The organism is Pseudoalteromonas arabiensis (assembly GCF_001550155.1).
Classification (GTDB): Bacteria; Pseudomonadota; Gammaproteobacteria; order Enterobacterales; family Alteromonadaceae; genus Pseudoalteromonas; species Pseudoalteromonas arabiensis.
This window is the reverse complement of record NZ_LRUF01000021.1, coordinates 368,599-393,655: the sequence shown is the minus strand read 5'-3', so window position 1 is coordinate 393,655 and position 25,057 is coordinate 368,599. Positions and strand designations below refer to the sequence as shown.

General features: G+C 39.6%; 26 protein-coding genes and 1 tRNA gene. 19 read left to right on the top strand and 8 right to left on the bottom strand.

Features of this window, described 5'->3' with window-relative positions; all coding sequences use genetic code 11:
* The first annotated feature begins 22 nt into the window (after nt 1-22).
* The 9 genes from infC (at nt 23) to PAARA_RS11395 (ending at nt 8,321) form a co-directional block, all read left to right on the top strand.
* A complete protein-coding gene (gene infC, locus PAARA_RS11435) occupies nt 23-583 on the top strand; it encodes a translation initiation factor IF-3 (protein ID WP_083515308.1) in 561 nt (186 codons plus the stop codon).
* Between the two features lie 211 nt (nt 584-794).
* Nucleotides 795-995 carry a 50S ribosomal protein L35 gene (rpmI, locus tag PAARA_RS11430; protein WP_054554888.1) on the top strand — a complete coding sequence of 67 codons (201 nt, stop codon included), beginning with the start codon at nt 795-797 and terminating at the stop codon, nt 993-995.
* Nucleotides 996-1,010: 15 nt separating this feature from the next.
* Nucleotides 1,011-1,370 (top strand): 50S ribosomal protein L20, encoded by a 360-nt coding sequence (gene rplT, locus PAARA_RS11425; RefSeq protein ID WP_062569157.1) that lies wholly within the window; start codon nt 1,011-1,013, stop codon nt 1,368-1,370.
* A gap of 199 nt (nt 1,371-1,569) precedes the next feature.
* Entirely contained in the window at nt 1,570-3,366 is a 1,797-nt protein-coding gene (locus tag PAARA_RS11420; protein WP_062569156.1) for a M14 family metallopeptidase, read from the top strand.
* Between the two features lies 1 nt (nt 3,367).
* Nucleotides 3,368-4,009, top strand: a complete 642-nt coding sequence (locus PAARA_RS11415) for an MBL fold metallo-hydrolase (RefSeq protein ID WP_062569155.1) — start codon at nt 3,368-3,370, stop codon at nt 4,007-4,009.
* Nucleotides 4,010-4,106: 97 nt separating this feature from the next.
* Nucleotides 4,107-4,565, top strand: coding sequence for an Lrp/AsnC family transcriptional regulator (locus PAARA_RS11410; protein ID WP_036968198.1), 459 nt, complete (start codon nt 4,107-4,109; stop codon nt 4,563-4,565).
* Between the two features lie 148 nt (nt 4,566-4,713).
* Nucleotides 4,714-6,270 carry a SulP family inorganic anion transporter gene (locus PAARA_RS11405; protein ID WP_062569154.1) on the top strand — a complete coding sequence of 519 codons (1,557 nt, stop codon included), beginning with the start codon at nt 4,714-4,716 and terminating at the stop codon, nt 6,268-6,270.
* A gap of 155 nt (nt 6,271-6,425) precedes the next feature.
* A complete protein-coding gene (locus PAARA_RS11400) occupies nt 6,426-7,496 on the top strand; it encodes a sensor histidine kinase (protein ID WP_062569153.1) in 1,071 nt (356 codons plus the stop codon).
* The gene (locus PAARA_RS11395) at nt 7,497-8,321 is read left to right on the top strand and encodes a LytR/AlgR family response regulator transcription factor (RefSeq protein WP_062569152.1); all 825 of its coding nucleotides are present in this window, start codon (nt 7,497-7,499) and stop codon (nt 8,319-8,321) included.
* 70 nt (nt 8,322-8,391) lie between these two features.
* Here PAARA_RS11395 and pyk read toward each other — a convergent pair whose 3' ends face one another.
* Complete coding sequence (pyk, locus tag PAARA_RS11390) at nt 8,392-9,825, bottom strand: pyruvate kinase (RefSeq protein ID WP_062569151.1); 1,434 nt, start codon at nt 9,823-9,825, stop codon at nt 8,392-8,394.
* A 421-nt stretch (nt 9,826-10,246) separates the two neighbouring features.
* On the opposite strand from pyk, the gene gndA reads away from it, so the two are divergent.
* Nucleotides 10,247-11,620: an NADP-dependent phosphogluconate dehydrogenase gene (gene gndA / locus PAARA_RS11385; RefSeq protein WP_062569150.1), complete on the top strand. Its 1,374-nt coding sequence runs from the start codon at nt 10,247-10,249 to the stop codon at nt 11,618-11,620.
* A gap of 59 nt (nt 11,621-11,679) precedes the next feature.
* Here the strand turns inward: gndA and ansA are convergent, their stop codons facing one another.
* On the bottom strand, nt 11,680-12,690 hold the full coding sequence (gene ansA, locus PAARA_RS11380; RefSeq protein WP_062569149.1) for an asparaginase: 1,011 nt from the start codon (nt 12,688-12,690) through the stop codon (nt 11,680-11,682).
* Between the two features lie 59 nt (nt 12,691-12,749).
* Nucleotides 12,750-14,615: a signal peptide peptidase SppA gene (gene sppA / locus PAARA_RS11375; protein WP_062569148.1), complete on the bottom strand. Its 1,866-nt coding sequence runs from the start codon at nt 14,613-14,615 to the stop codon at nt 12,750-12,752.
* 198 nt (nt 14,616-14,813) lie between these two features.
* On the opposite strand from sppA, the gene PAARA_RS11370 reads away from it, so the two are divergent.
* From PAARA_RS11370 to PAARA_RS11340, 7 genes are all read left to right on the top strand, one after another.
* The gene (locus PAARA_RS11370) at nt 14,814-16,775 is read left to right on the top strand and encodes an oxidoreductase (RefSeq protein ID WP_062569406.1); all 1,962 of its coding nucleotides are present in this window, start codon (nt 14,814-14,816) and stop codon (nt 16,773-16,775) included.
* A gap of 68 nt (nt 16,776-16,843) precedes the next feature.
* Nucleotides 16,844-17,542 carry an HvfX family Cu-binding RiPP maturation protein gene (locus PAARA_RS11365; RefSeq protein ID WP_062569147.1) on the top strand — a complete coding sequence of 233 codons (699 nt, stop codon included), beginning with the start codon at nt 16,844-16,846 and terminating at the stop codon, nt 17,540-17,542.
* Nucleotides 17,543-17,614: 72 nt separating this feature from the next.
* Entirely contained in the window at nt 17,615-18,163 is a 549-nt protein-coding gene (locus PAARA_RS11360; RefSeq protein ID WP_062569146.1) for an NAD(P)H nitroreductase, read from the top strand.
* A gap of 197 nt (nt 18,164-18,360) precedes the next feature.
* On the top strand, nt 18,361-18,738 hold the full coding sequence (locus PAARA_RS11355) for a hypothetical protein (RefSeq protein WP_062569145.1): 378 nt from the start codon (nt 18,361-18,363) through the stop codon (nt 18,736-18,738).
* 68 nt (nt 18,739-18,806) lie between these two features.
* Nucleotides 18,807-18,897, top strand: a tRNA-Ser gene (locus tag PAARA_RS11350).
* A 52-nt stretch (nt 18,898-18,949) separates the two neighbouring features.
* Nucleotides 18,950-19,348, top strand: a complete 399-nt coding sequence (locus PAARA_RS11345; protein ID WP_062569144.1) for a hypothetical protein — start codon at nt 18,950-18,952, stop codon at nt 19,346-19,348.
* A 72-nt stretch (nt 19,349-19,420) separates the two neighbouring features.
* Nucleotides 19,421-20,038: a BamJ family beta-barrel-assembly machinery protein gene (locus PAARA_RS11340; RefSeq protein WP_062569143.1), complete on the top strand. Its 618-nt coding sequence runs from the start codon at nt 19,421-19,423 to the stop codon at nt 20,036-20,038.
* Between the two features lie 63 nt (nt 20,039-20,101).
* Here the strand turns inward: PAARA_RS11340 and fur are convergent, their stop codons facing one another.
* From fur to PAARA_RS11315, 5 genes are all read right to left on the bottom strand, one after another.
* Nucleotides 20,102-20,545, bottom strand: coding sequence for a ferric iron uptake transcriptional regulator (fur, locus tag PAARA_RS11335; protein WP_062569142.1), 444 nt, complete (start codon nt 20,543-20,545; stop codon nt 20,102-20,104).
* Between the two features lie 190 nt (nt 20,546-20,735).
* On the bottom strand, nt 20,736-21,263 hold the full coding sequence (gene fldA, locus PAARA_RS11330; RefSeq protein WP_062569141.1) for a flavodoxin FldA: 528 nt from the start codon (nt 21,261-21,263) through the stop codon (nt 20,736-20,738).
* A 14-nt stretch (nt 21,264-21,277) separates the two neighbouring features.
* The gene (ybfE, locus tag PAARA_RS11325; RefSeq protein ID WP_062569140.1) at nt 21,278-21,556 is read right to left on the bottom strand and encodes a LexA regulated protein; all 279 of its coding nucleotides are present in this window, start codon (nt 21,554-21,556) and stop codon (nt 21,278-21,280) included.
* Nucleotides 21,557-21,558: 2 nt separating this feature from the next.
* The gene (locus PAARA_RS11320) at nt 21,559-21,780 is read right to left on the bottom strand and encodes a DUF2788 domain-containing protein (RefSeq protein WP_062569139.1); all 222 of its coding nucleotides are present in this window, start codon (nt 21,778-21,780) and stop codon (nt 21,559-21,561) included.
* 100 nt (nt 21,781-21,880) lie between these two features.
* Nucleotides 21,881-22,645, bottom strand: coding sequence for an alpha/beta fold hydrolase (locus tag PAARA_RS11315; RefSeq protein ID WP_062569138.1), 765 nt, complete (start codon nt 22,643-22,645; stop codon nt 21,881-21,883).
* A 131-nt stretch (nt 22,646-22,776) separates the two neighbouring features.
* Here PAARA_RS11315 and seqA point away from each other — a divergent pair, with 131 nt between their 5' ends.
* Nucleotides 22,777-23,373, top strand: coding sequence for a replication initiation negative regulator SeqA (gene seqA / locus PAARA_RS11310; RefSeq protein WP_062569137.1), 597 nt, complete (start codon nt 22,777-22,779; stop codon nt 23,371-23,373).
* A 16-nt stretch (nt 23,374-23,389) separates the two neighbouring features.
* A complete protein-coding gene (gene pgm / locus PAARA_RS11305; RefSeq protein ID WP_062569136.1) occupies nt 23,390-25,027 on the top strand; it encodes a phosphoglucomutase (alpha-D-glucose-1,6-bisphosphate-dependent) in 1,638 nt (545 codons plus the stop codon).
* Nucleotides 25,028-25,057: the final 30 nt, after the last annotated feature.

Here is a 25,057-nt window from a genome sequence, read left to right as displayed (position 1 = left end):
ACACGCTTTTTATTTTATATTCTTGGAGGATCGTACCATTAGAGGCGGCAAGAAAGGGCAACAAACAGCTCAAAAAAATCGTATCAACGAAGATATTACAGCTAAAGAAGTTCGTTTAATTGACATTGACGGCGAGCAAGCTGGCATCGTGTCATTAAAAGAAGCGCAAGCTATGGCTGATGATGCGGGTGTAGATCTTGTAGAAATCAGTCCTAATGCAGAGCCACCTGTATGTAAGGTTATGGACTACGGTAAGTTCATCTTTGAAAAAAGCAAAGAACTAAAAGAACAAAAGAAAAAGCAAAAGCAGATCCAGGTTAAAGAAATCAAATTCCGTCCAGGTACGGATGAAGGTGATTACCAGGTTAAGCTTCGCAACTTGCGTAAGTTCTTAGAAGCGGGTGATAAAGCTAAAATTACTATTCGCTTCCGTGGCCGTGAAATGGCTCACCAAGAAATTGGTATTGAATTATTAAATCGTGTTAAAGCTGATTTGGAAGATGTTTCACAAGTTGAATCTTTCCCTAATCGTGTTGAAGGTCGTCAAATGGTAATGATGATGGCCCCTATTGCTAAAAAGTAATAAACAAGCGATAATACGCACCGAATTTATTTCAGGTCTCCAAGTAGCAGCATGCTGTTCACCTGAAATAACCGGTTTAAAGTAAAATTGCAGTTATATTGACTGGATTTTCACCGGATATTGGCGGTAAGTTTGGCCTTAAAAGTAGAGTTATTTATTTACCTCTCGCCTGCTTGCCTAATCGTAAAGCAATACATTTGGAGTTATTGCAATGGCTTATAAGCTAAAAACTCACAGAGGCGCTGCTAAGCGTTTCAAAAAGACTGCTTCTGGCGGTTTCAAGCGTAAACAAGCGCATCTTCGTCACATTCTGACTAAGAAAACTTCTAAGCGTAAATTACACTTACGTCCTAAGATGATGGTTCATAAGAATGACCATGGTCTAGTTTCACGTATGTTACCATTCGCTTAATAGGAGTCTTCAGAAATGGCAAGAGTTAAACGCGGTGTTATCGCACGTGCACGTCACAAAAAAGTTTTAAAGCAAGCTAAAGGTTACTACGGAGCACGTTCACGTGTTTACCGCGTAGCTTTCCAGGCAGTTACTAAAGCGGGTCAATACGCTTACCGTGACCGTCGTGCTAAGAAACGTACTTTCCGTCAACTTTGGATTGCACGTATCAATGCAGCAGCTCGTCAAAACGGTCTTTCATACAGCCGTTTTATCAATGGTCTTAAAAAGACTTCTGTAGAAATCGATCGTAAGATCCTTGCAGATATCGCAGTTTATGACCAAGTTGCATTTGCAGCACTTGTTGAAAAAGCAAAAGAAGGCCTAGCGGCTTAATTCGCTTTTCATAAAAGTTTTAAAAAGGAGCCTTGTGCTCCTTTTTTTGATCTCAAACTCAAAACATTTCTTTGCTAAATAATTATATACGCATGTCATTAGCTCCATTTTTTTGTTGAATCACCGCAGTTTACGCAATCAACTCAGATTAGTTGTTATAATTTCTTCTAATTAAATAAGTATCGCACCTGAGAGTAATATGTTTGCTGGCTTAATGTTTTTATCTGCTGCTGTGACCATGGACAGTCACTTACCACCCTTAAAACCTTGGCAAGGTGAAAGTGTGACGTTGATGCAAGAAAAAGGTCCATTAACTACAGATTTTGAATTAAGTGGCGGTATGCGTTCGCCAAACTATGAAGATACCATGGCGTTTGTTGATAGGCTTGTTGCAGCCAACCCAACACAGTTTAAAGTACAAACAATCGCAACAAGCAGTGCAGGGCGTAAGATAAAAATGTTAGTTGCGAATGAGCAAGGTTTGTTCGATGCAGCGCAGTTAACGTCTGATGCAAAACCAACAATTTTTATTCAAGCTGGTATTCATAGCGGTGAGATTGATGGCAAAGATGCCATGTTTATGCTGCTGCGTGACATTGCAACAGGCAAGCGCCGTGATATCTTGAGTAAAGTAAATATACTTTTCATTCCTATTTTAAATGTTGATGGACATGAAAGAAGTAGCCAATTTAATCGTATAAATCAGCGTGGCCCCGTTGAAATGGGTTTTAGAACCAATGGTTTAAATTTAAACCTTAATCGTGATTACACTAAGTTAGATACCCCAGAAGTGCGAGGTGTGTTGAAGGTTATTAATACGTTCAAACCCGATCTTTATGTGGATGTACATGTTACCGACGGCGCTGATTATCAATATGATGTGACGTATGGCTATAATCCGGTTTTTTCAAGTGAATCACCCAGTGTTTCAGAAGCACTCGACACAATGTTCAAGCCAGTTATCGACACTAAATTGGCTAAGATGGGTCATATTCCCGGTCCGTTAGTTTTTGTAATGGATAAACGTGATTTTAAAAAAGGATTGGCTGGATGGGTTGCAACACCACGCTATTCGAATGGGTGGGGCGATTTACGTTCTTTACCGAGCATCTTAGTTGAAAACCACTCTTTAAAACCTTATAAACAGCGTGTACTTGGCACTTACGTGTTTTTAGATGGTGCAATTGATGCGCTTGCTAAAAATAATCAAGCGTTACAAGCGGCGGTTAAAAAAGAACGTGAATTTAAACCTACGCAACTGGTAGTTGAGCGCAGCTATGCAACAGAACCTGATACACTGGTATTTAAAGGAATAAAATATACGCGTAGTAAAAGTGAGTTATCAGGGCAAGCGGAAGTAGCTTATCTTGGTGAAGAAGAAAGTTATGATGCATTGCCTATTTACTGGCAAAAAATCGTTAAAAAAACAGTTAATGTGCCTAGCGCCTTTTATATTCCGCCAGCTTATAGTGCAATTATTAGTAAATTAAAACTACATGGTGTTGAAGTATTGCGTGTTAAAGGCACTGGGCCTAAATCTTTAACCCAGGCTACGGTGAAAGACTATACTTTTGCTAAAGTGCCTTTTGAAGGGCGTTTTCGAGTTGAAGCAAGCTTCGATTACAAGAACATCACTGATGTTGATGTAACTGGCTGGTATAAGGTATCAACAAATCAGCCATACTCAGAGCTAGCAACTCATTTGCTGCATCCTGAAGCACCTGATTCATTCTTTGCATGGGGCGAGTTCAATACTATTTTTCAGCGCACTGAGTATATGGAAAACTATGCTTTGATACCTTACGCAAAGCAAATGTTACAAGCGCAACCAGAGCTAGCGCTTGAGTTTGATAAAAAAGTTCGTGAAGATAAAGTCTTTGCTAAAGACCCAGAAGCACGCCTGAACTGGTTATACAAGCGCTCACCTTTTTATGATCAAGCTTATTTGCAGTACCCAATTTTAATGGCGTTTGAAAAACCTTCCATGGAGCAATGAAATGAACGTTATTACAATTCCAGTAACAGGCTTTGCACAAAATTGTCGTGTTGTTATTTGTAGTGAGACCAACAAAGCGGCATTAATTGATCCTGGCGGAGATGCCGATAAACTAAGTGCAACGCTTTGTGAATTAGGATGCGAACTTGAGTCTATTTTTTTGACTCATGGTCACCTTGACCATGTTGGTGCAGCGAAACAACTTGCTGAAAAATTTGCTGTAAAAATCATAGGCCCACACATTGGCGATAAGTTTTGGTTTGATTCATTGCCAATGCAAGCGCAAATGTTTGGTTTTACGCCCATAGCGCCATTTTATCCAGATGCATGGTTAGCTCATGGAGACACAATTCGTATCGGTAATACTTGTCTATCAGTGCGCCACTGCCCTGGTCACACCCCAGGACATGTTGTTTTTTACCATGATGTGTCTGAGCAAATATTTGTTGGTGATGTAATTTTTCAAGGTTCGGTAGGGCGTACTGACTTTCCTAAAGGCGACAGTGCGCAACTTATTGAATCTATTAAATCTGAAATATTGACTCTAGCAGATGAGGTTAGAATTCTCTCTGGGCATGGCCCAAATACAACGGTAGGTCATGAACGAAAAACGAACCCATTCATTAGCGGGCGTTATGGCTAGAATTGCATTTTTTTTGCATAAATAATTGAAAATGAGCAGACTGATTTTTAAATCAGTAGTATAATTTAACCAATAACTTTAAAGAAAAAGAAATAAAATGTCTCTAAACCAAGTAGATCGCCAAATTTTGGCATTGTTACAGCAAGATGCTAGCTTATCAACGGCAGAAATTGCCGATAAAGTTGGTTTATCTCAATCTCCATGTTGGCGTCGTATTGCGAAGCTTGAACAGGATGGCTATATCAAAGGTAAAGTTGCTTTGCTTGACGAGAAAAAGCTTGGCTTCGATATGTTGGTTTACGCCCATGTTCGCTTATCTAACCACGGTAGAACAAACTTGGCTGAATTTGAACGTTTGATCATGAGTTATGATGAAGTTACCGAATGCTACAGTATGGCAGGGACAATGGACTTTATGTTACGTATCATATCAAAAGGGATAGAGGGCTATGAGCAGTTTGTTCGTGATAACCTTTTGAACTTAGAATTCGTTCAAGAAGTACATTCGAATGTTACAATGACATGTGTTAAACGTAGTACATCATTACCACTCTAGTTCTTCCATTTACTACACTGAGTCTTTTTCAATGAACGGCTAGCATTTTACAATGCTAGCCGTTTTGTTGTTAATAATTGTTAACGTAACAAGTTTTTGCTAGAATTCCGCGCCTTGCCAAAACGTATTCACAAGAAAGAGGATCTTAATGTTTAACTTACTCAGCAAAGCACCTAGCTCTGCTAAAAACGATATATTATCAGGCCTGACTGTAGCGTTAGCATTAGTACCAGAAGCAGTTGCATTTGCTTTCGTTGCTAACGTAGAACCATTAGTCGGTTTATATGCTGCATTTATTGTTGGCTTAATAACGGCTATTTTTGGGGGTCGTCCAGGTATGATTTCTGGTGCTACAGGCGCACTGGCTGTTGTGATGGTAAGTTTAGTATTAGATCATGGTGTAGAGTATTTATTTGCCACTGTACTATTAATGGGGATATTGCAGATCTTAGCGGGGGTGTTTAAGCTGGGTAAATTTATCCGCATGGTGCCACATCCTGTGATGTTGGGATTTGTAAACGGCTTGGCAATCGTTATTTTCTTAGCGCAGTTAGGGCAGTTTAAAGTACCAGATGGCATGGGCGGTCAGCAGTGGATGGAAGGACAAGCGCTTTATATCATGCTTGGTTTAGTTGCATTAACTATGGCTATTATTCACTTTTTGCCAAAGCTCACGACAGCAGTACCATCTTCGCTTGTTGCGATTGTGACCGTAACAGGTTTAGTTATTGGTCTAGATTTAGAAGCGCGTACGGTACTTGATTTTCTAAAGGGCATGACAGGTAACGAGCAAGCGACTATTGCAGGTGGCTTACCTGAATTTCATATTCCTATGGTGCCTTTCAATTTAGAAACGCTTAAAATTATTTTCCCTTACGCATTAGTTTTAGCGGCAATTGGCTTAATTGAGTCATTATTAACACTTACTTTAATTGATGAGATCACAGAAACTCGCGGCCATAGTAATAAAGAGTGTATAGGTCAGGGCGCTGCCAATGTGACGTGTGGCTTCTTTGGTGCAATGGGTGGTTGTGCCATGATTGGTCAATCAATGATCAATATAAACTCGGGTGGTCGTTCACGTTTATCTGGCATTAGTGCAGCTTTATTACTTCTTGTTTTTATCGTGTTTGCAGCAAGTTTAATCGAGATGATCCCATTAGCAGCGCTAGTAGGTGTTATGTTTATGGTGGTTTTAGGCACATTTGAGTGGGCAAGTTTCAAAATGATGAAGCGAGTACCTAAGTCAGATGCGTTTGTGATTGTATTAGTGTCAGGTGTAACCGTTGCAACCGACTTGGCAATAGCGGTTTGTGTGGGGGTCATTGTATCTGCACTGGTATTTGCTTGGCAGCATGCGAAGCACATTTACACAAGTAATTATATAGATGAGCAAGGCTCAAAAGTATATGAACTACATGGCCCGTTGTTCTTTGGCTCAGTGAAAAATTTTGCTGAACTATTTGATGTTAAAAATGATCCTCAAGATGTGATCATCGAATTCAAGCATAGCCGTGTTGCTGATCACAGTGCAATTGAAGCCATAGATAGCCTAGCGGACAAATATAAAAAAGCAGGCAAGCAATTACACTTACGCCACTTGAGTCCTGATTGCATTCAACTCCTTCATAAGGCACGTGATATTGTTGAAGTAAATGTGATTGAAGATCCAAATTATAAAGTGGCTTCAGATAAATTAGCTTAAAAATAAAGTAATGATAAAGCGAAGGCTGTCGTAGTCTTCGCTTTTTTAATGCCTGAAGAATGCGGTAAGGCTATAAAAAATCAAGATAGGCGGCAGTGCTTTATTCTCGTGACTATCGGTATAATAAAAATAAGTATATAAGGTAACTCGTTATTTTGAATTGGCAATCTTTAGTTGATAATCGACAACGTTTTTTCTGGGTCCTGCAGATCGCTGGCTGGATTGGCTATGCATTAGTAAATTATATAGGCTCAAAAGTATTTGAAATGCGTGACATATACGTGTTTGTTATCGTTTTGAATGCTTATGCAGGATGCTTAATGACGATACCTTTACGCTATATGTATAGGAAAGTGTGGAACGCGTCACCTTGGGTATTAATGCTCGTTGTTTTTGGCGCGTCTTATCTGACGGGAACGCTTTGGGCAGTAGTACAAAAATTTAACTTATGGGAAATATACCGGCATGGTTATAGGCCAAATGAGTGGTTTTATTACCTTCAACAAGGTTTAGATTCTGTCTATATCATTTTGTGTTGGAGTGGTTTGTACTTTGGAATTAAGTATTACCAGCTTTTACAAAGTGAGCGACAAAAAGCATTAAAAGCAACAACAATGGCCCATGAAGCGCAACTAAAAATGCTTCGTTATCAGTTAAACCCGCATTTTTTATTTAATACGCTTAATGCTATTTCTACATTGATATTAGTTAAAGAGAACAAAGATGCAAATCTAATGGTCTCTAAATTAAGTGACTTTTTACGTTATACGTTAAACACAGATCCAATCAAAAAAGTCCCATTAGAGCAGGAGTTACATGCTTTAATGTTGTACTTAGAAATTGAAAGAGTGCGTTTTGATGAACGTTTGCAGGTAAATGTTGAAGTGAGTGAGCAAGCAAAAGAAGCACTAGTGCCAAGTTTAATACTGCAACCGATTATCGAAAATGCCATTAAGTATGCTATTGCACAACTAAATGAAGGTGGTGTGATTGATATAAAAGCACAAGTTTTCGCAAATGAACTATTATTGGAAGTAGGCGATAATGGTCCTGGTACCGAGCTGATAAATGGCCAACTGGTTAATTCTCAAGGCGTTGGCATAGCAAATACCAAAGACCGACTAAAAACACTTTATGAGAACAATTATTCGTTTGTACTCTCTGACAATACGCCAAGTGGATTAAAGGTAAATCTGCGTGTTCCGTTTGAAAAGGCTGTTAAATAAATGAGCAAAATTAGAACGCTGATTGTTGATGACGAACCATTAGCCAGAAAAGGCTTAGCTGTAAGACTTTCTGAGTTTGACGATTTGGAAGTTATTCGTTTATGTAGCAATGGACAAGAAGCAATTGATGAGTGTGTATCTGGCAACATTCAATTAGTATTTTTGGATATCCAAATGCCAAACATGAATGGGTTTGAAGTAGCGCGAGCATTGAGCGAGAGTGTCAATCCATTACCAGCTATTGTTTTTGTAACGGCATTTGACCAGTTTGCTGTTAAAGCATTCGAAATTCATGCATTGGATTATATTCTTAAACCAGTCGACGACAACAGACTAAAACAGGCGGTAGAGAAAGTGCATACCTATTTAAAGACACAACAAGATAACGCCCATAAGAAGAAACTAGCGAGCTTTGTTGCGGGTATTACAGGTAACAACTGCGAAGAAATTTTAAAGAAATTAGCAACAGGAGATAGCCTAGCAGATAGGCGTTATCCAGAATCACTCGCTGTAAAAGAGCAGGGTGAAATTGTTCGTGTGCCTGTGGTTACAATTCAATGGGTTGATGCGGCAGGTGATTATATGTGTCTACATTGCCAAGACGGACAAACGCATATCTTACGAAAAACGATGAAAGAGCTTGAACAAGAGCTCGACCCGCAATTGTTTGTACGTGTTCATCGTAGTGCTATTGTAAATACTAAACAAATTAGCAAACTTGTTACCCAAGTAAGCGGTGAGTACTTATTAGTGCTTGATAACGGTCAAGAACTAAAAGTGAGCCGTAGTTACCGTGATAAAGTGAAAGCAGCACTGGCCAGCTAGTTAACAATAGACACTAATTAAGTCAAAAAGGCGCATTTAATGCGCCTTTTTAACGAGTAATTGTAATAGTTTAAACTGTTACAATCTTCATTGTGTTTGTCGCACCAATCGTTTCCATCGCATCGCCGTGCGTTAAAATCACGGTGTCGCCAGCCACAAGAGAACCAAGTTCAACCAGCGTGTTTAATGCGTCACGAACCATGCTGTCATCTTCACATTTTGTTGAATCGAAGAATACAGGATAAACACCACGATAAAGAGCTGTTTGCCCCAGTGTGCTTGCATGGCGTGATAGTGAGTAAATTGGCAGACCAGAGCTAATACGCGACATTAACTTAGCTGTGCTGCCTGATTCCGTTAGTGTCACAATCGCTTTTACAGAATCTAAATGATTAGCTGCATACATCGCAGATAAGGCAATTGATTCAGCATTTGATGAAAAACGGCTGTCTAAACGGTGTTTAGAGACATGTGTTTCTTTTTGAGATTCTGCACCTAAACAAACGCGAGCCATAGTAGCTACGGTTTCTTCAGGGTAGTCACCTGCCGCTGTTTCAGCAGATAACATAACTGCATCTGTACCATCTAATACGGCGTTAGCAACGTCCATAACCTCTGCACGGGTTGGCATTGGGTTATCAATCATTGATTCCATCATTTGTGTTGCAGTAACAACAGTACGGTTTAGTGAACGTGCGCGGCTAATAATAAGCTTTTGTTTACCAACTAGGGCGGCATCACCAATTTCAACACCAAGGTCACCACGTGCAACCATAACAGCGTCAGATGCAAGTACGATATCATCAATTGCTTCAACAGTCTCAACCGCTTCTGCACGCTCTATTTTTGCTAGAAGTTGCGCGTTTGAACCAGCCGCTTCTGCTAAAGAGCGAACATAGCGCATGTCATCGCCACTACGTGGGAATGAAACAGCAATATAATCAACACCAATTTCAGTAGCTGTGATTAAATCTTCTTTGTCTTTTTCAGTGAAAGCTGGGGCTGTTAAGCCACCACCTAATCGGTTAATCCCTTTATTATTTGACAGTATACCGCCGACAGTAACAGTCGTGTGAACTAGGGCACCATCAACGCTATCGACAGTTAATTGAATCAAACCGTCATTTAATAGTAGTAAGTCACCAGGTTTAACGTCGTTTGGTAACTCTTTATAGTCGATACCTACCGAGTTTACGTCGCCTTGGCCTTTTTCCATTTTCGCATCAAGGGTAAATTTTGCGCCTACTTCTAGGTTAACTTTACCATCTTTGAAAGTTGATACACGAATCTTAGGGCCTTGTAAGTCAGCGAGAATAGCAACGTGTTTGCTTAAACGCTTAGCAATGCTGCGTACCGCTTCTGCGCGGTCTTTATGATCTTGTGCTACACCATGTGAGAAGTTCAAACGAACAACATTTGCACCTGCACGAATAATTTTTTCTAGGTTGTTATCGCGATCGGTTGCCGGTCCAAGGGTCGCAACAATTTTTGTGCGTCTTAGCATCAAATTCTCCTGTGCGCTTAATTAAATTAAGCAAATTGATGGTTATCTATTAAAAAGTCGTGCAATTAAACCATTTATATTGGCTTATACATCGGCACGATGTAGAACTCATAAGTAAGAATAGTGTTCTTACTTATGAGAATCAGACTATTTGCATAAAATTGTAATATACAAAGTAACAATGACGTTATTATGACACCGGTGTCAGGTAGCGTCAATACACATACCTTTTTAAAGGGTATTATAAAAATCTGGTCCGATGCCTTCGTTATTTTGATATACTGACCATAACGTCGCTTCATGATTTTGATGATTTATATCAACTTAGCTTACAAGCTCGCATTTTTGGGCTGCTTGGGTATAATGCGCGCGTAATTATTTTGATTAACTAACCAATAGTTGTTACCGAGGAGGACACTAAATGCAAGTTGCATTAGTAGGGTTAGGCGTTATGGGTAAAAATCTTGCCCTCAACCTGATTGAAAAAGGGCTGACATTAGTAGCTTATGATAAAAACCCTGATGCGGGTGCTGAGTTACTAAGCTGTGCGAAAACGCTTGGTTTGGCAGACCGTTTACACATAGTGTCTGATTTAAATGATATGGTTAGACGCTTAGAGCCGCCTCGTTCAATCTTACTATTAGTTCCTGCTGGTGAATTGGTTGACAAAGTGTGTACAGAGCTTGCAGAAGCAGGCGTTGACTGTGATGACATTATTGTAGATTGCGGCAACAGTAACTACAAAGATGGTATTAGCCGTAAACTTAAATATCAAAACAAATTTGAATTTGCCACTATGGGTATTTCTGGCGGTGCAGAAGGCGCACGTCATGGTCCTGCTATGATGGCGAGTGGCTCAGAAGGCGGCTGGGAGCGTGTAGAGCCGTGGTTCGAAAAAGTAGCGGCAAGCTACAAAGGTGAATCATGTTTTGCGCGTGTAGGTCAATCTGCAAGTGGTCACTTTGTAAAAATGGTTCACAACGGTATCGAATATGCGTTGATGCAATTAATTGCCGAAATGTACCAATTGCTACGTTTAGGCACCAATCGTTCACCGAAAGAAGTGGCTGATATTTTCAATGACTGGTCAGAAGGGACTTTAAATAGCTACTTACTGTCAATTTCAAGCCATATCTTAAGCCTTGAAACAACAGAAGGTGAGCCGCTAGTCGATTTAATCGATAATAAGGTTGGCGCTAAAGGCACTGGCCTATGGACTGCACAAAATGCGCTAGAACTTGGCATTGCAGTACCATCATTAGTGGCGGCTGTACAAGCTCGTCACTTAACAAATACTTGTGATACACATGCAGCGAAAGAAATGACTTACGCTGCTAAAGCAACTGACTCAGTTGATTTAGATTTGGATGAGTTAAAAGATGCATTCACACTGGCAAGTTTACTTGCTTATCGTCAAGGCTTAGCACTTATCAAAGGTGCATCTCGCGCTCATCAATGGAAAGTTGACCTTTCGAAAACGCTACAAACATGGCGCGCTGGTTGTATCATTCGTGCTGATTACTTAGACAATGTGGCTGAAGGTGTAGAATTTATCGATTCGATGCAGCGTGAATCAGCTGCATTACGCAAAGTAACAGGCGCAGCAGTTGCTTCGGGTCTTGCGTTCCCTGTGTTAACAGCCACACAAACTTACATTGCGACGTTAACAACACCAAGTAATGGTCACCTTGTTCAAGCACAACGTGACTACTTCGGTGAGCATGGTATTAAAACTCACAGTGGTGAGATTTGCCATTTAACAGACTTAGTTGAGATTGACGAAAAAGTTCGTTAATTATCAAAAGTATAAAAAAAGGCACCAGTTGGTGCCTTTTTTGTATTCAATTGTATTGATTATCGGCTCAATTCACCGCGCAAATTGTCTTGCATCAAGTGACGAATTGTTTCTACTTCAAGTTTTTGACTGAATAAGTAGTGTAATTTGGTTAAACACGCCTCTAATGTCATATCGTAGCCACTGATCACACCACAATTTAATAAGGCATTACCCGTTGCATATCCACCCATATTCACTTGGCCTTTTAAACACTGTGTTAAGTTAACAATCACCATACCGCGTTTACTAGCGTCATTAAGAATATTTAAAAACGCAGGATCTTGTGGCGCATTACCGACACCAAAGCTAAGTAAAACAAGTGCTTTGATATCATCGTTAACTAAACTTTTTACCACTTTAGGGCTTATACCTGGGTATAGATAAAGCACACCTATGGGTTGTGGTGTGATATTCGATACCTGTAATTCGTTATCAACGTAAGGGCTGAGCTGCCCTTTGATCAGTTGAATATTAATTCCAGATAATGCTAAAGGTTCAAGGTTAGGTGAAGCAAACGCATCAAAGCCATCGGCATGCGCTTTGGTAGCACGGTTACCACGGAACAGCTGGTTATTAAAAAATAGGCTTACTTCAGCAATCGGATAATTAGCGGCTAAATACATCGCATTTAGTAAGTTCACTTGCCCATCTGAGCGCAGCTGCGACAGTGGAATTTGCGAGCCGGTTACAATCACAGGTTTTGTTAGGTTTTCGAACATGAAAGACAAAGCCGAGGCGGTATAGGCCATGGTATCGGTACCATGTAAAACTACAAAGCCATCATAGTCTTGGTATTTACTTTTAATATCGTCAGCAATGAGTTGCCAATGGGCAGGCGACATGTCTGAAGAATCAATGAGTGGGCAATATTCGTGTATATCAAACAAAGGCATTTCATCGCGATTAAACTCTGCATTATTAACCACTGTTTCGGTCAAAAAACCTTCTGCCGGAACATAGCCGCGGCTCGATTTTTTCATCCCGATAGTACCGCCCGTGTAGGCGATATATATACGTTTACGTTTCATAAAAAAAGCCCAGTAAAATAACTGGGCTTAGTATACCTAAAATTGCTTAGCTAAGTAACTTATTGAATTACGTTACATACTAAACAACGTGCATAAACACCTTGTGGATCGTTATAATCTTTTAGGTTATCAATTTCACTACTAACCTGATTAATTAGGCTCTGTAAATTAGCTTGTGTTGCAAGCACTGATCGCGATGAATCAGATTTAGCAAAAAAGCTTTTAACAGCGGCTGTACCAAAGATATCTTGTAGCATTTGCTCTTGAGGGGTAAGCGACTGTTTGATGGTTTTAACATCATAGTGAGTTAGCTTAGCAAGTTCAGCCGCAGCTTTAATAGCATCTTGCTTATCACCTAGTTTATCGACTAAACCTAGCTCTTTTGCTTGGGTCGCAATCCACACACGGCCTTGAGCTATTTCATTCACTTGTTCTGGTGTCATGTTACGTGCTTCTGCCACTACATTTAAGAAGCGCTGATAAGCATCTTCTACACTCAATTGAATGATATCTGCCATTTTCTCATCAAGTGGGCGAGCAATCGAAAAACCAGCAAGATCGGTCGTTGCCACACCATCTGAATAAATACCTAATTCAGCCATGGTATTTTCAAATGTCATGAAGGTACCGAATACACCAATTGAGCCCGTAATAGTACTAGGAGCAGCCCAAATTTCGTTAGCGGCAGATGCAATCCAATAACCACCAGAAGCGGCAACTGAGCTCATTGATGCAATAACGGGTTTGCCAGCAGCTTTAAGTGCTAATACTTCGGCACGAATTACTTCAGATGCGAACATACTACCGCCACCTGAATCAATACGAAGCACAACAGCTTTTACTTTGTCGTCAAGACGCGCTTTACGAAGTAGGGCAGCGGTAGAGTCACCACCAATCTCACCTGCCTTACGTTCACCGTCTACAATGGTTCCTTTAGCAACAACAACAGCTACTTTTTCAGTAATTGGATTATCAAATTCAATAGGTGGCTTCACTAGCGATAAATACTCACGGAAGCTAACCTGTTTAAAGGTTTTGCCTGTTTCTTCAGTACCCACTACATCAATTAATTGTTGACGAATTTGTTGTGACGTTTTCAGTGAGTCAACCCATTGGTTGTTTAGTGCGTATTGACCTGAATTACCATTAACGGCTTGCATTTTAGCAAGGTATACATCCATATCTTCATCGAAATTGCTTTCATCGAATGGACGACTTGCAGCGACGTCTGTTTTGTACTCGTTCCAAAGTGCGGTTAGCCAGACATTATTTGCCTCTTTTGCAGCCTCAGACATGTCGTTGCGGATGAAAGGTTCAACGGCTGACTTATAAGTACCCACGCGGAAAATGTGTTGTGTTACTTTAAGTTTCTCAAGTGCATCTTTGAAATAAAGCGGAAACATGCCGTAGCCTTCAATGCTTACACCGCCATAAGGGTGCATTGACACCTCATTAGCATGAGCTGCAATATAATATTGTGCTTGCGTGTAATAATAGCCCGTTGCGACAACTTGTTTACCCGCTTCTTTAAATGCATCAATCGCCTTTGTTATTTGCTTTAATTTGTTGATATGGGCACTTGGCATTTTTTGTAAGTCAAGCAGCATAACTGAAATACGATCATCTTCAGTTGCCTGATTAATAACTTCAATTACATCATCAAGCAAAATTTCTGATGGTGCTTCTTGGCCCATAGTTGCATCGTTGATAGCTGCTTCAACAGGGTCAACATAGGTTTTTTCCTCAACAATTGGTCCATTTAGGTTTAGGCGTAATACAGTGCCGTCGGCCACTTTTACTTTGTCTTCTTCACTGGAGATAGCAACAATAAATAGTATTACTAGTAGTAAAAATATAATGTTGAGAACCAATCGGCGTGAGAAGTTAATCCCTGCCCAAATGCCTTTAAATATCTTTGCTAGCAAAATAAATCCTTAATTCAGTACAACTTAGTAGTTAACTCATCTTAGCTCAGAATAACCTTAAAATTAACTGTTAAATAGTAACAGAGTGTTTAAATCAACAAATTGCCACAGATTAATTAGATGCTAAAAGTTGATTATTTACAGTTATTACAGCAGAATCTAACTATTACAGAGGTTAGACCAGTTAACGGGGCACACATGTTAGAACAAAAATTACAATTACCGCATACTGAACTTCGTAATCGTTTGGTTATGGGATCAATGCATACAGGGCTTGAAGAAGGCTGGCATAACCGAAAACGCTTACGAGCATTTTACCAAGCAAGGGCGAAGGGGGGCACTGGGTTAATTATTACTGGCGGCTATAGCCCAAATATACGTGGTAAATTAACTCCCTTTGCTTCAACGTTTAGCTCTTATTATGATGTGATTAAACACCGTGCTTATACAGAGGCTGTGCATGAGCAAGGTGGAAAAATCTGCTTGCAGTTACTGCATGCTGGACGATATGCCTATCATCCATTTAATCAAGCGCCAAGTGCAATTAAAGCGCCTATCAATCCTTATAAACCTAAAGCAATGTCATTAGGTTCAATAAAAAAGACCATCAAAGACTTTGCGAACTCTGCAAAGCTTGCTGAAAAAGCGGGTTATGATGGTGTTGAAATCATGGGCTCAGAAGGGTATTTAATCAATGAGTTTATGGCTAATCACACAAATAAACGCACCGATAGCTATGGCGGTAGTTTAGAAAATCGCATGCGTTTAGCTGTTGAGATTGTTAAAGCTGTTAGAGCAAAAGTAAGTAAAAAATTTATTATTATTTTTCGTCTATCAGTTATGGATCTTATTCCAGATGGCTCAACGCCAGATGAAGTAAAGCAACAAGCTATAGCACTTGAAGAGGCTGGAGTAGACATATTTAATACTGGTATTGGCTGGCATGAAGCGCGTGTTCCAACTATTGCCAGCATGGTTCCGCCTGGTGCATTTAAAGAAGCTTCGAAAAGGTTAAAAGACACTGTGTCAGTGCCGGTTGTGGCTGTAAACCGTATTAATACTCCTGAAATCGCCAATAGCATTTTAGAGGCAGGTGAGTCAGATCTTATTTCTATGGCTCGTCCACTTCTGGCTGATCCTGAATTCTTTAACAAATATATTAATAAGCAGTCTGAACAAATTAATATTTGCATTGGTTGTAACCAAGGTTGTTTAGATCATGTCTTTAAAAATAAACGAGCGACATGCTTGGTCAATCCACAAGCGGCGTTTGAATTAGACTATAGTTTAGAAAAAGCATCGTCTTCACGTTTAGTACTTGTTGTGGGAGCAGGGCCGGCTGGTCTTGCTGCAAGTTGCTATCTCGCACAGAAAGGGCACAAGGTAACACTCATCGAGCGCAAAGAGAAAATGGGTGGTCAATTTAATCTGGCAATGCAAATCCCAGGTAAAGAAGACTTTAACCATACACTTAACTACTTCACTAACGAATTAAAGCGTCTTGATGTTGATCTAAAACTAGGTACTGAATTTAAAGACGATATGCTTAATCAATACGATGACGTTGTGTTTGCAACAGGCGTACGTCCACGTGAAGCGAAAATCGAATGTGGCGATGGTAAACGTGTATTCGCTTATGATGAAGTGATTCGAGGTGAAGTAGAGCTTGGTGAAAAAATTGCTATATTGGGGGCTGGCGGCATTGGTTTTGATATGGTGGCATTTTTAAGTGAACACAAAGGTCAAACTATTGAGCAGTTTAAAACTCAGTGGGGAATAGAGTGTGAAGCCAAGCCAGACAAAGATACACGTAAGCTTTATATGCTTAAGCGAAGTGAAGGACGCTTTGGTAGCGACTTAGGTAAAACGACAGGTTGGATACATCGCCAGGTTGCTAAACAACATGGTGTAACACAAATAGCAGAATGTCAGTACTTAAGCTTCGATAAACAGGGGTTGAAGATCACAGTCAAAGGCGAAGAAAAACTGTTAGATGTCGATACGGTCATCGCATGCATCGGTCAAGTGTCTAACAGCGAAACATTTGCAAATGAAAAAGAAAATGCGAAAGTTCACGTTATTGGTGGAGCCAAGTTAGCGGCTGCCATTGATGCTAAGCGTGCAATTTTTGAAGCATTACAGGTAGCTAGAAAAATCTAATTGAAATAAACACAAGCTATATGTGGTCTTAGTCTATACTAATTACTAGTCTTATAACTGAGGCCACAATGTTGAATACTTTAATAAAATCATATGATCAATCCTTAAATAAACTCCGTATTTTTGACGGCGTTCCTGCACTTCTTATCAGATTTATCTTAGCCCCGGTTATGATAATTGCCGGCTTTAATAAGCTTGCTCTGAGTGGTGATGTTACTCATTTTTATCAATACTTTTTAGCATCCGAAGATATCATCGCCTGGTTTGGAAATGAAGAGTGGGGTCTCGGTTTACCTTTTCCTGCATTATTAGCTTTTCTAGCTGCATGGACTGAATTTTTGGGTGGGATACTTTTATTTTTTGGCTTTTTAACTCGACTTGTGGCTATACCACTTATGATTACCATGTTAGTAGCGGCAACGACTGTTCATAGCGAACATGGTTGGTTTGCTGTTACGCCAACAGATGCAAGCACAAGCCCTGCGCGTGTTTTAAGTTGGATAAATATCCCAGGAGCACAAGAAAGCTTAGACAATTCAGCACAAGCCTCAGAAAGATTAACTAAAATGCGCGATTTATTAGAAACACACGGTCATACTGGCTATTTATATGAAACTGGTCGTCCTGTGATTTTAAATAATGGCATGGAGTTTTCAGTAATTTACTTTGTCATGCTTTTGAGCCTGTTCTTTATGGGTGGGGGAAGATACTTGAGTATCGATTACTGGTTGGCTGTAAAGCGAACTAATGACTTTATTGATAACTAGAATAAGTGTTAAGCTTAAATTTTATAGCCCCTATTAATTAGGGGCTTCGTATTATGTATTTACGGATTTGAAATGGATGCTTTAACGCTTTTACAAACTCGACAGTCTGATCCAAGGCTTGTCGCACCTGGCCCTTCACAAGAACAATTATCAATTATCAAACGTGCGGCACTGAAAGTGCCAGATCATGGTTGCATAGCACCGTGGCGATTTATTGTTGCACAAGGCGAGGCATTAAATAAGCTAGGTGAGATTTATCACCAAGCGGCAGTTGCTGAGCAACAAGATGCAAGAATCATTGAACGTGCAAAATCATTACCTTTGCGTGCGCCAATGGTGATAATTGCAATCGCTAATGTAATCGACAATCCAAAAGTACCGCGTATTGAGCAAGTACAAAGTGCAGGATGCAGCGTCCTAGCAATGCAACAAGCTGCTTTTGCACAAGGACTAGGTGGTATTTGGCGAACCGGTTACTTTGCGCAAAGTCCTTTTGTTAAGTCTGCTTTAGGGTGCAAAGAAGAGGATGAAATTGTAGGATTTTTATATCTGGGAACACCAGAAGTGGACTGCAAAAAGCCTGTAAGGCATGAACCATCACGATTTTTTGAAAATTTATAATAATTTTTGAACTTTTTCGTATTTTAATAGTCAGATCTGATTAAGCTTGCTTATGCTACTTTTTTCAAGTTTATCTTTGCTGTAAGAAGCGCTTGGACGCAAAACTAAATAATCTTCTTCGGTATGTTTTTTAATCGGTTGTTTTTTGATAATGTAATGGAAGTCTCAGAAAAATAACGATAAAGAAGACGAGAAAAATGGGAAACTTATTTTTACGTGAAAAAGAAAATTGGTTCGCTTGGTCAGTATGGGGATTATTCGGCGCAATTATTACATTTTTTGTGGCTATGTCGACTAAAGCTCCTCAGTTTCTAGGGTTATCGGCTGTGGGAGTGCTATTTCTACTCACATGGTGGATGCAAAGTACAAAACGCTTTGATTTTGGGCGTGCATTTAAAATATGTTGTTATGTTCTGACATTTACAAGCTTGCCTGCATTTTTACTTGTTATTGTTCCTAGCGACAACTTTAATCGCATCGACGTTGTTGTTCAGGCAACGGCTTTTGCCCTTATAAGCGTGTTTATTTGTTTGATATGCTCATGGATTGCAAGACGTCCTAAGCAATATTATTAACTTTATTGAACTTTATTAAAAATAAACCTTTACAAAAAACTCAGTAAACACTATTATTCGCGCCGTACGGAGAGATGGCAGAGTGGTCGAATGCACCGGTCTTGAAAACCGGCAGGGGTTTGTAGCCCCTCTAGGGTTCAAATCCCTATCTCTCCACCATTATTTAAAAAAACCGCCTTATTGGCGGTTTTTTGCTTTCTGGAGATAAATAATGCCGATAAGCGAACCTTCAAAATTACAACGTATTATTAAACACCTGTTGCTGTGGTCAGTCTTTTCCTATTTTTATCATAGCGGTGTAACTGTACTTGTTGCAATGGCCCATGATGCTAAGCCTGAGCACGGCCTGTTAACTGCGATTGCATATGGCATTGGTTTTAATGCGCTTGTTGCTCATTTGATTGGTAAATATGATAAACATTGGCCAATTATTGCTGCGTCATATATAGCACTTGTGGGTTTACTTGTTGTGCCTTTGGTTCTTACAGGCACGGCAGGGTTGATGAATGTATACTTCATTTCAGTAATGGTTATAACTTTACCAATCGCTACCTTTATCGTTGATAAAATAAAGCAACGAATTAGTTTAAACACTAACCAAACGCAGTAAAACTAGGCGATATTCAGTGTTTTTTTATGTTAGTATGGTTTTGTCTTTTAACTAATAAACGTGAATTTAAACATGTCAGATATTTTTACAACAGATGCTGAAAAAGCAAGTTATGGTATTGGTTTACAAATGGGTGAACAATTAAAAGCGAATCCATTTGAAGGTTTAAACCTTAACTCTGTATTTGAAGGTATGAAAGACGCGTATGCTGGTAGTGATTTCCAAGTTGAAATTCCTGCAATTCAAGCTGCTTTTGAAAAAATCAATGCTGAAATTCAAGCGCGTCGTGAAGAAGAAGCTAAGGTACTAGCTGCTGAAGGTGTTGCTTTCTTAGAAGAAAATGCAAAGCGCCCAGAGATCACTGTAACCGAGTCAGGTTTACAGTATGAGATTCTTACGGCAGGCGAGGGTGAAAAACCAACAGCTGAATCTACTATTCGTGCGCATTACCACGGTACACTAATCAACGGCACAGTATTCGATAGCTCATATGAGCGTGGTCAACCTGCTGAATTCCCAGTAAGTGGCGTTATCAAAGGCTGGACAGAAGCAGTTCAAATGATGGGGACAGGTTCGAAATGGCGCCTATATGTACCACATGAGCTTGCTTACGGTGAGCGTGGTGCTGGTGCAGCAATCGCACCTTTCTCGACGTTAATTTTTGACGTTGAGCTATTAGAAATCATTTAATAGATTTTGAATAGACGTAAAAAAACCTGCTAGATGCAGGTTTTTTTATGTCTGATAAAAATATTAACTATTTGATTCAGCGTATTCTTTACACTTTTCAGTGTCAACGCATTCACCATATAAGTAGAGTGAGTGGTTAGTTAGCTTAATGCCATTTTCTTCAGCAATTTCAACTTGACGACGTTCAATAAGATCATCCTCAAACTCCACAACCTTGCCACACTTTAAGCATACAAGGTGGTCATGGTGCGTACTTCCTGATAGTTCAAATACCGACTTACCACCTTCAAAGTGGTGGCGAGATACGATACCAGCATCATCAAATTGGTTAAGAACACGATAGACAGTTGCAAGACCAATCTCTTCGCCTTTGTCTAATAAAATTTTATAGACATCTTCAGCGCTGATGTGTTGATTGTCTGGAGATTGCAGAATCTCTAAAATTTTAATACGTGGCAGCGTTACTTTTAACCCTGCTTTTTTTAGTTCCAAGTTGTGATCAGTCATTCAATCTGTCTCAATTTATTTAGTTATACTAGGCACCTTAAAAGATGCACACGACACATTAGCAACCATTAGAATAACGCGCATGGCAAACAAGTGCAAAGAACAATTCGCTTAATTGCCGAATATTTAGACAAAAACAAACTGGTTGTGCATCTTTACAGCAGCTAGTAAATGCGAGTGTTACTTGTTATTAATCAGCAAGTTCACTTAAACACATTTCTTCATAAAGTTGAGCACACCATTCTTTAACTCGCTTTTCTGTGAGTTCAGGTTGACGGTCTTCATCAATACCTAGGCCAACAAAGTGGTTATCATCGATGACCGCTTTTGAGGCTTCGAAGTCGTAACCTTCCGTTGACCAATGGCCAACAACGATAGCACCGCGTTCTGTTACGATATCATTGACCATACCCATAGCATCTAAGAAATACTCTGCATAATCTTCTTGGTCACCGCAACCAAATATCGCGACTAATTTCCCTTCGAAGTCGATTTCTTCTAATTCAGGGAAAAAATCATCCCAATCGCACTGCGCTTCACCGTAGTACCATGTAGGGATACCAAATAATAGCAAATCGAATTCAGCAATCTCTTCTTTAGAGCTTTTCGCAATGTCATGAACGGCAACAAGTTTCTTACCTAGCTCTTTTTGGATCATTTTAGCTACGTGTTCAGTATTGCCTGTATCGCTTCCGAAAAAAATACCTACGCTTGACATGGATTTAAAACCTTCTATCTATCAATAGCCAATCTTTCTTGTAAAATTGTTTCAATCAACGCGCTACGGCTAATATTCTGCGCATCTGCCATATCGCTTAATGCTTGATATAACTGTGATGAAACCTTAAATTCTACACGCTTTAAACCACGTGCTTTATCTCGTTTTATTTGATTACGTTTATTCACTTTTAATTGCATATCGCGAGGTAGGGGGTTCGTTTTTGGCCTACCTGGGCGTTTTTCGTATTCAAATAAATCGGGTGTTGTTCTATCTAGTTCTGACTTTGCCATGTCTAGCCAACACCTGCGCCTTGCCAAAAAACTTGAATAAGTCCTTTAGCTATAAACCCAGAGCAACCTAAAAACAGCACTAACCAAACGATGTATCGGCCAAATTTTGGTACATCACCTTTTTTAAGGACGTCTTGAATTGCCATTCCAATAAAAAAGAAAATGCCGGCTAAGCCAAAATACAACCCTAAGGTATCAAATTCGTTAATTAACTGACTGACCATCAACGTATAAACCTTCAAATTAAACGGCGCGTACTATAGCACACAAAATCATAATAATTTAGTGGGCTAGATCAAAAACGTGAATTTTATCTTGCCCTTTTTATTGCTCTAAAAAGTCGCTAATTGCTTTATTTACAGCAAGTGGTTTTTGCGCATGTAACCAATGACCCGCACCGTGAATTACTTTTGCCTTCGCATTTGGAAATAAACTTATAATCATTGGACGATGCTCAGCCAAAATATAGTCGGAATCATTACCTTTCACGAATAAAGTATCACATAAACAAGAATCATTTTCATCAAGTTGCGATAAAATATTTTCGTATTGCTGATATAAAACGTCTAAATTGAATCGCCATTGGTACTGTCCTTGGTCGTTTTTTGCAAAACTTTTTAACAAAAATTGTCGAACACCCATCTCGTCGATATGTTTTGCTAGTAGTTGATCCGCTGCTTTTCTATCTGCAACACTCGATTCAGCCACTTCGTTTAAACCTGCAAAAATAGCACTGTGCCGTGGTTTATTTGCTACAGGGGAAATATCTAATACAACTAACTTATTGACCACATCCTTGTGCTTGAGTGCTAATTGCATTGCTGCTTTGCCGCCCATTGAATGGCCAATAATATGTGCATTTGATATGTTTAAGTGCTTTAGCAAGTTGTAAATATCGTCTGCCATTACTTCATAGTTCATCGTTTCACTATGAAATGACTTACCATGATTTCGTAAGTCAACATTAGTAACGGTGTAATTTTCTGCTAATGCTTTGGCTATAACATTCAAATTCTCTAATGAGCCAAACAAACCATGGATCAATACAACGTCAGGACCTTGGCCCGATTGTTGGTAGTTTAATAGCATTTTAAACTCCTATTTTTAATCGCTGTATTTTGCCTAGCGAAATTACAAATTGCAAAACATAGAGAATTGCTGCGAGCTTAGGTATAATCATTGAGAACTTTTAAAATGTGACCCGTAAAGACAGGAATAACATGAAAAAAATCGACATAGACGACGAGTTATATCAATACATAGCAAGTAACACTCAAAGTATTGGTGAAAGTGCATCAACTATTTTGCGTCGTTTATTAAACCTATCTGATGGTAACACGGTAGCAGAAACAACGAGTGAACATAGTGAACAAGAAACCTCAACCGTTGAACCTGTAAAAGACAACACGACCGATAAAACGCAACAACCTGAGCCAGAAGCAGAAAAAGCGACTCCACCTAAAGCCAGCGCACAAGCTAAAGGGAATGTTTTTAATGTGTTGAATAAAGAAGAGCTTGCAATGCAAAAGGGAGTGGTAGGGCGCTTTTTATTCATTCTAGCTGCCTTGTACCGTTCTCACAAAAACGAATTTGTGAACGTATTAGATATAAAAGGCCGTGACCGCGTTTATTTTGCTACCAGCAAAGAAGCATTACTCGAAAGTGGTAGTAGTATGAATCCGAAAAACATCACTGATACAGAATACTGGGTGATGACGAACTCAAATACAACACGTAAGAAAATGATGCTTCACGAAGTCGCGCTGTGTTTAGGCTACAGCAGTGATGACGCTGAAAAAATCCGTGACTATTTATAACCGATAAGGAAATATTATGGCGATTCACCCGGATGCAGGAAAAACCGCACCACAAGAAAGCTTAGTTAATGTACCTAAACTGGTTTCTGCTTACTATTTAAATGAGCCCGATCTTGAACAAAATCCAGAGCATTGTGTTGCTTTCGGTACGTCAGGACATCGCGGCTGCTCGTACGATGTAAAGTTTAACGAATCGCATATATTAGCTATTACTCAAGCTATTTGTGATTACCGCAAAGAAAATGATATTTTTGGTCCTCTTTTTCTTGGTAAAGATACTCATGCTTTAAGTGAAGCTGCATTTAATTCAGCCATTGAAGTGCTGGTTGCTAACGAAGTACAAGTTATTACGCAAGAAAACGATGAATACACCCCTACACCTGTCATCAGTCATGCGGTTGTGTCACACAATAAACAAAATCCAAATGAATTAGCAGATGGTATTGTCGTTACGCCATCTCATAATCCACCAGAAGACGGTGGTTTTAAATATAATCCGCCAAACGGTGGGCCTGCTGATACTGATGTAACTAAATGGATTGAAGACAGAGCAAATCAGTTACTGCTTGAAGATCTCGTTGAAGTAGAGCTATTTCCATTTGCTAAAGCATCCCGCTCAGGTTTTATAAAATATCAAGACCTTATTAATCCTTATGTTAATGATTTAGAAAATATCATTAATCTAAAAGCCATTAGTGAAGCGAATATAAAAGTAGGTATTGACCCGCTTGGTGGTTCAGGCATTAATTTTTGGCCTGTAATCGCAGAAAAATACAATTTAGACCTAACAGTTGTAAATAAAGACGTTGATCCACGCTTTGCTTTTATGCCACTGGACAAAGATGGCAAAATTCGTATGGATTGTTCATCGCCTTACGCCATGACCAATTTAATCGCACTGAAAGATGATTATGATATTGGTATTGGTAATGACCCTGATTATGACCGCCATGGTATTGTGACGCCTGATGGTTTAATGAATCCAAATCACTTCTTAGCCGTGGCGATAGATTACTTATTAAATAACCGTGATTGGTCAAAAGATGTGGCGATTGGTAAAACGCTTGTATCAAGCGGCATGATTGATAAAGTTGTAGAGCGTAACAATCGTAAAGTAAAAGAAGTACCCGTTGGTTTTAAATGGTTTGTTGAAGGCCTGGGTAAAGGTACGCTTGCTTTCGGTGGTGAAGAAAGTGCAGGGGCGTCGTTCTTACGCTTTGATGGTACAGTTTGGAACACAGATAAAGATGGCTTTATCTTAGGTTTACTCGCAGCTGAAATCTTGGCAGTGACGGGTAAAACACCTTCACAACTTTATAAAGAGCTAGAACAAGAGTTTGGTGCGCCTATCTATAAGCGTATCGATGCGCCAGCAACCTCACAGCAAAAAGAACGTCTAAAAGCACTTTCTGCTAACGATGTTACTGCAAGCACACTCGCTGGCGATGTCATTACGCAAAAGCTAACCCATGCACCAGGTAACAATGCTGCAATTGGTGGTTTAAAGGTTGTTACTGAAAACGGTTGGTTTGCTGCACGCCCATCGGGCACTGAAGATATTTATAAAATTTACCTTGAATCATTCAAAGGTGAAGAACATTTAGCATTACTTGAAAAAGAAGCGAAAAAATTAGTTGATTCAGTAATTAGCTAATCTCTTTTTTATCTTTTAAAACGGCTGATA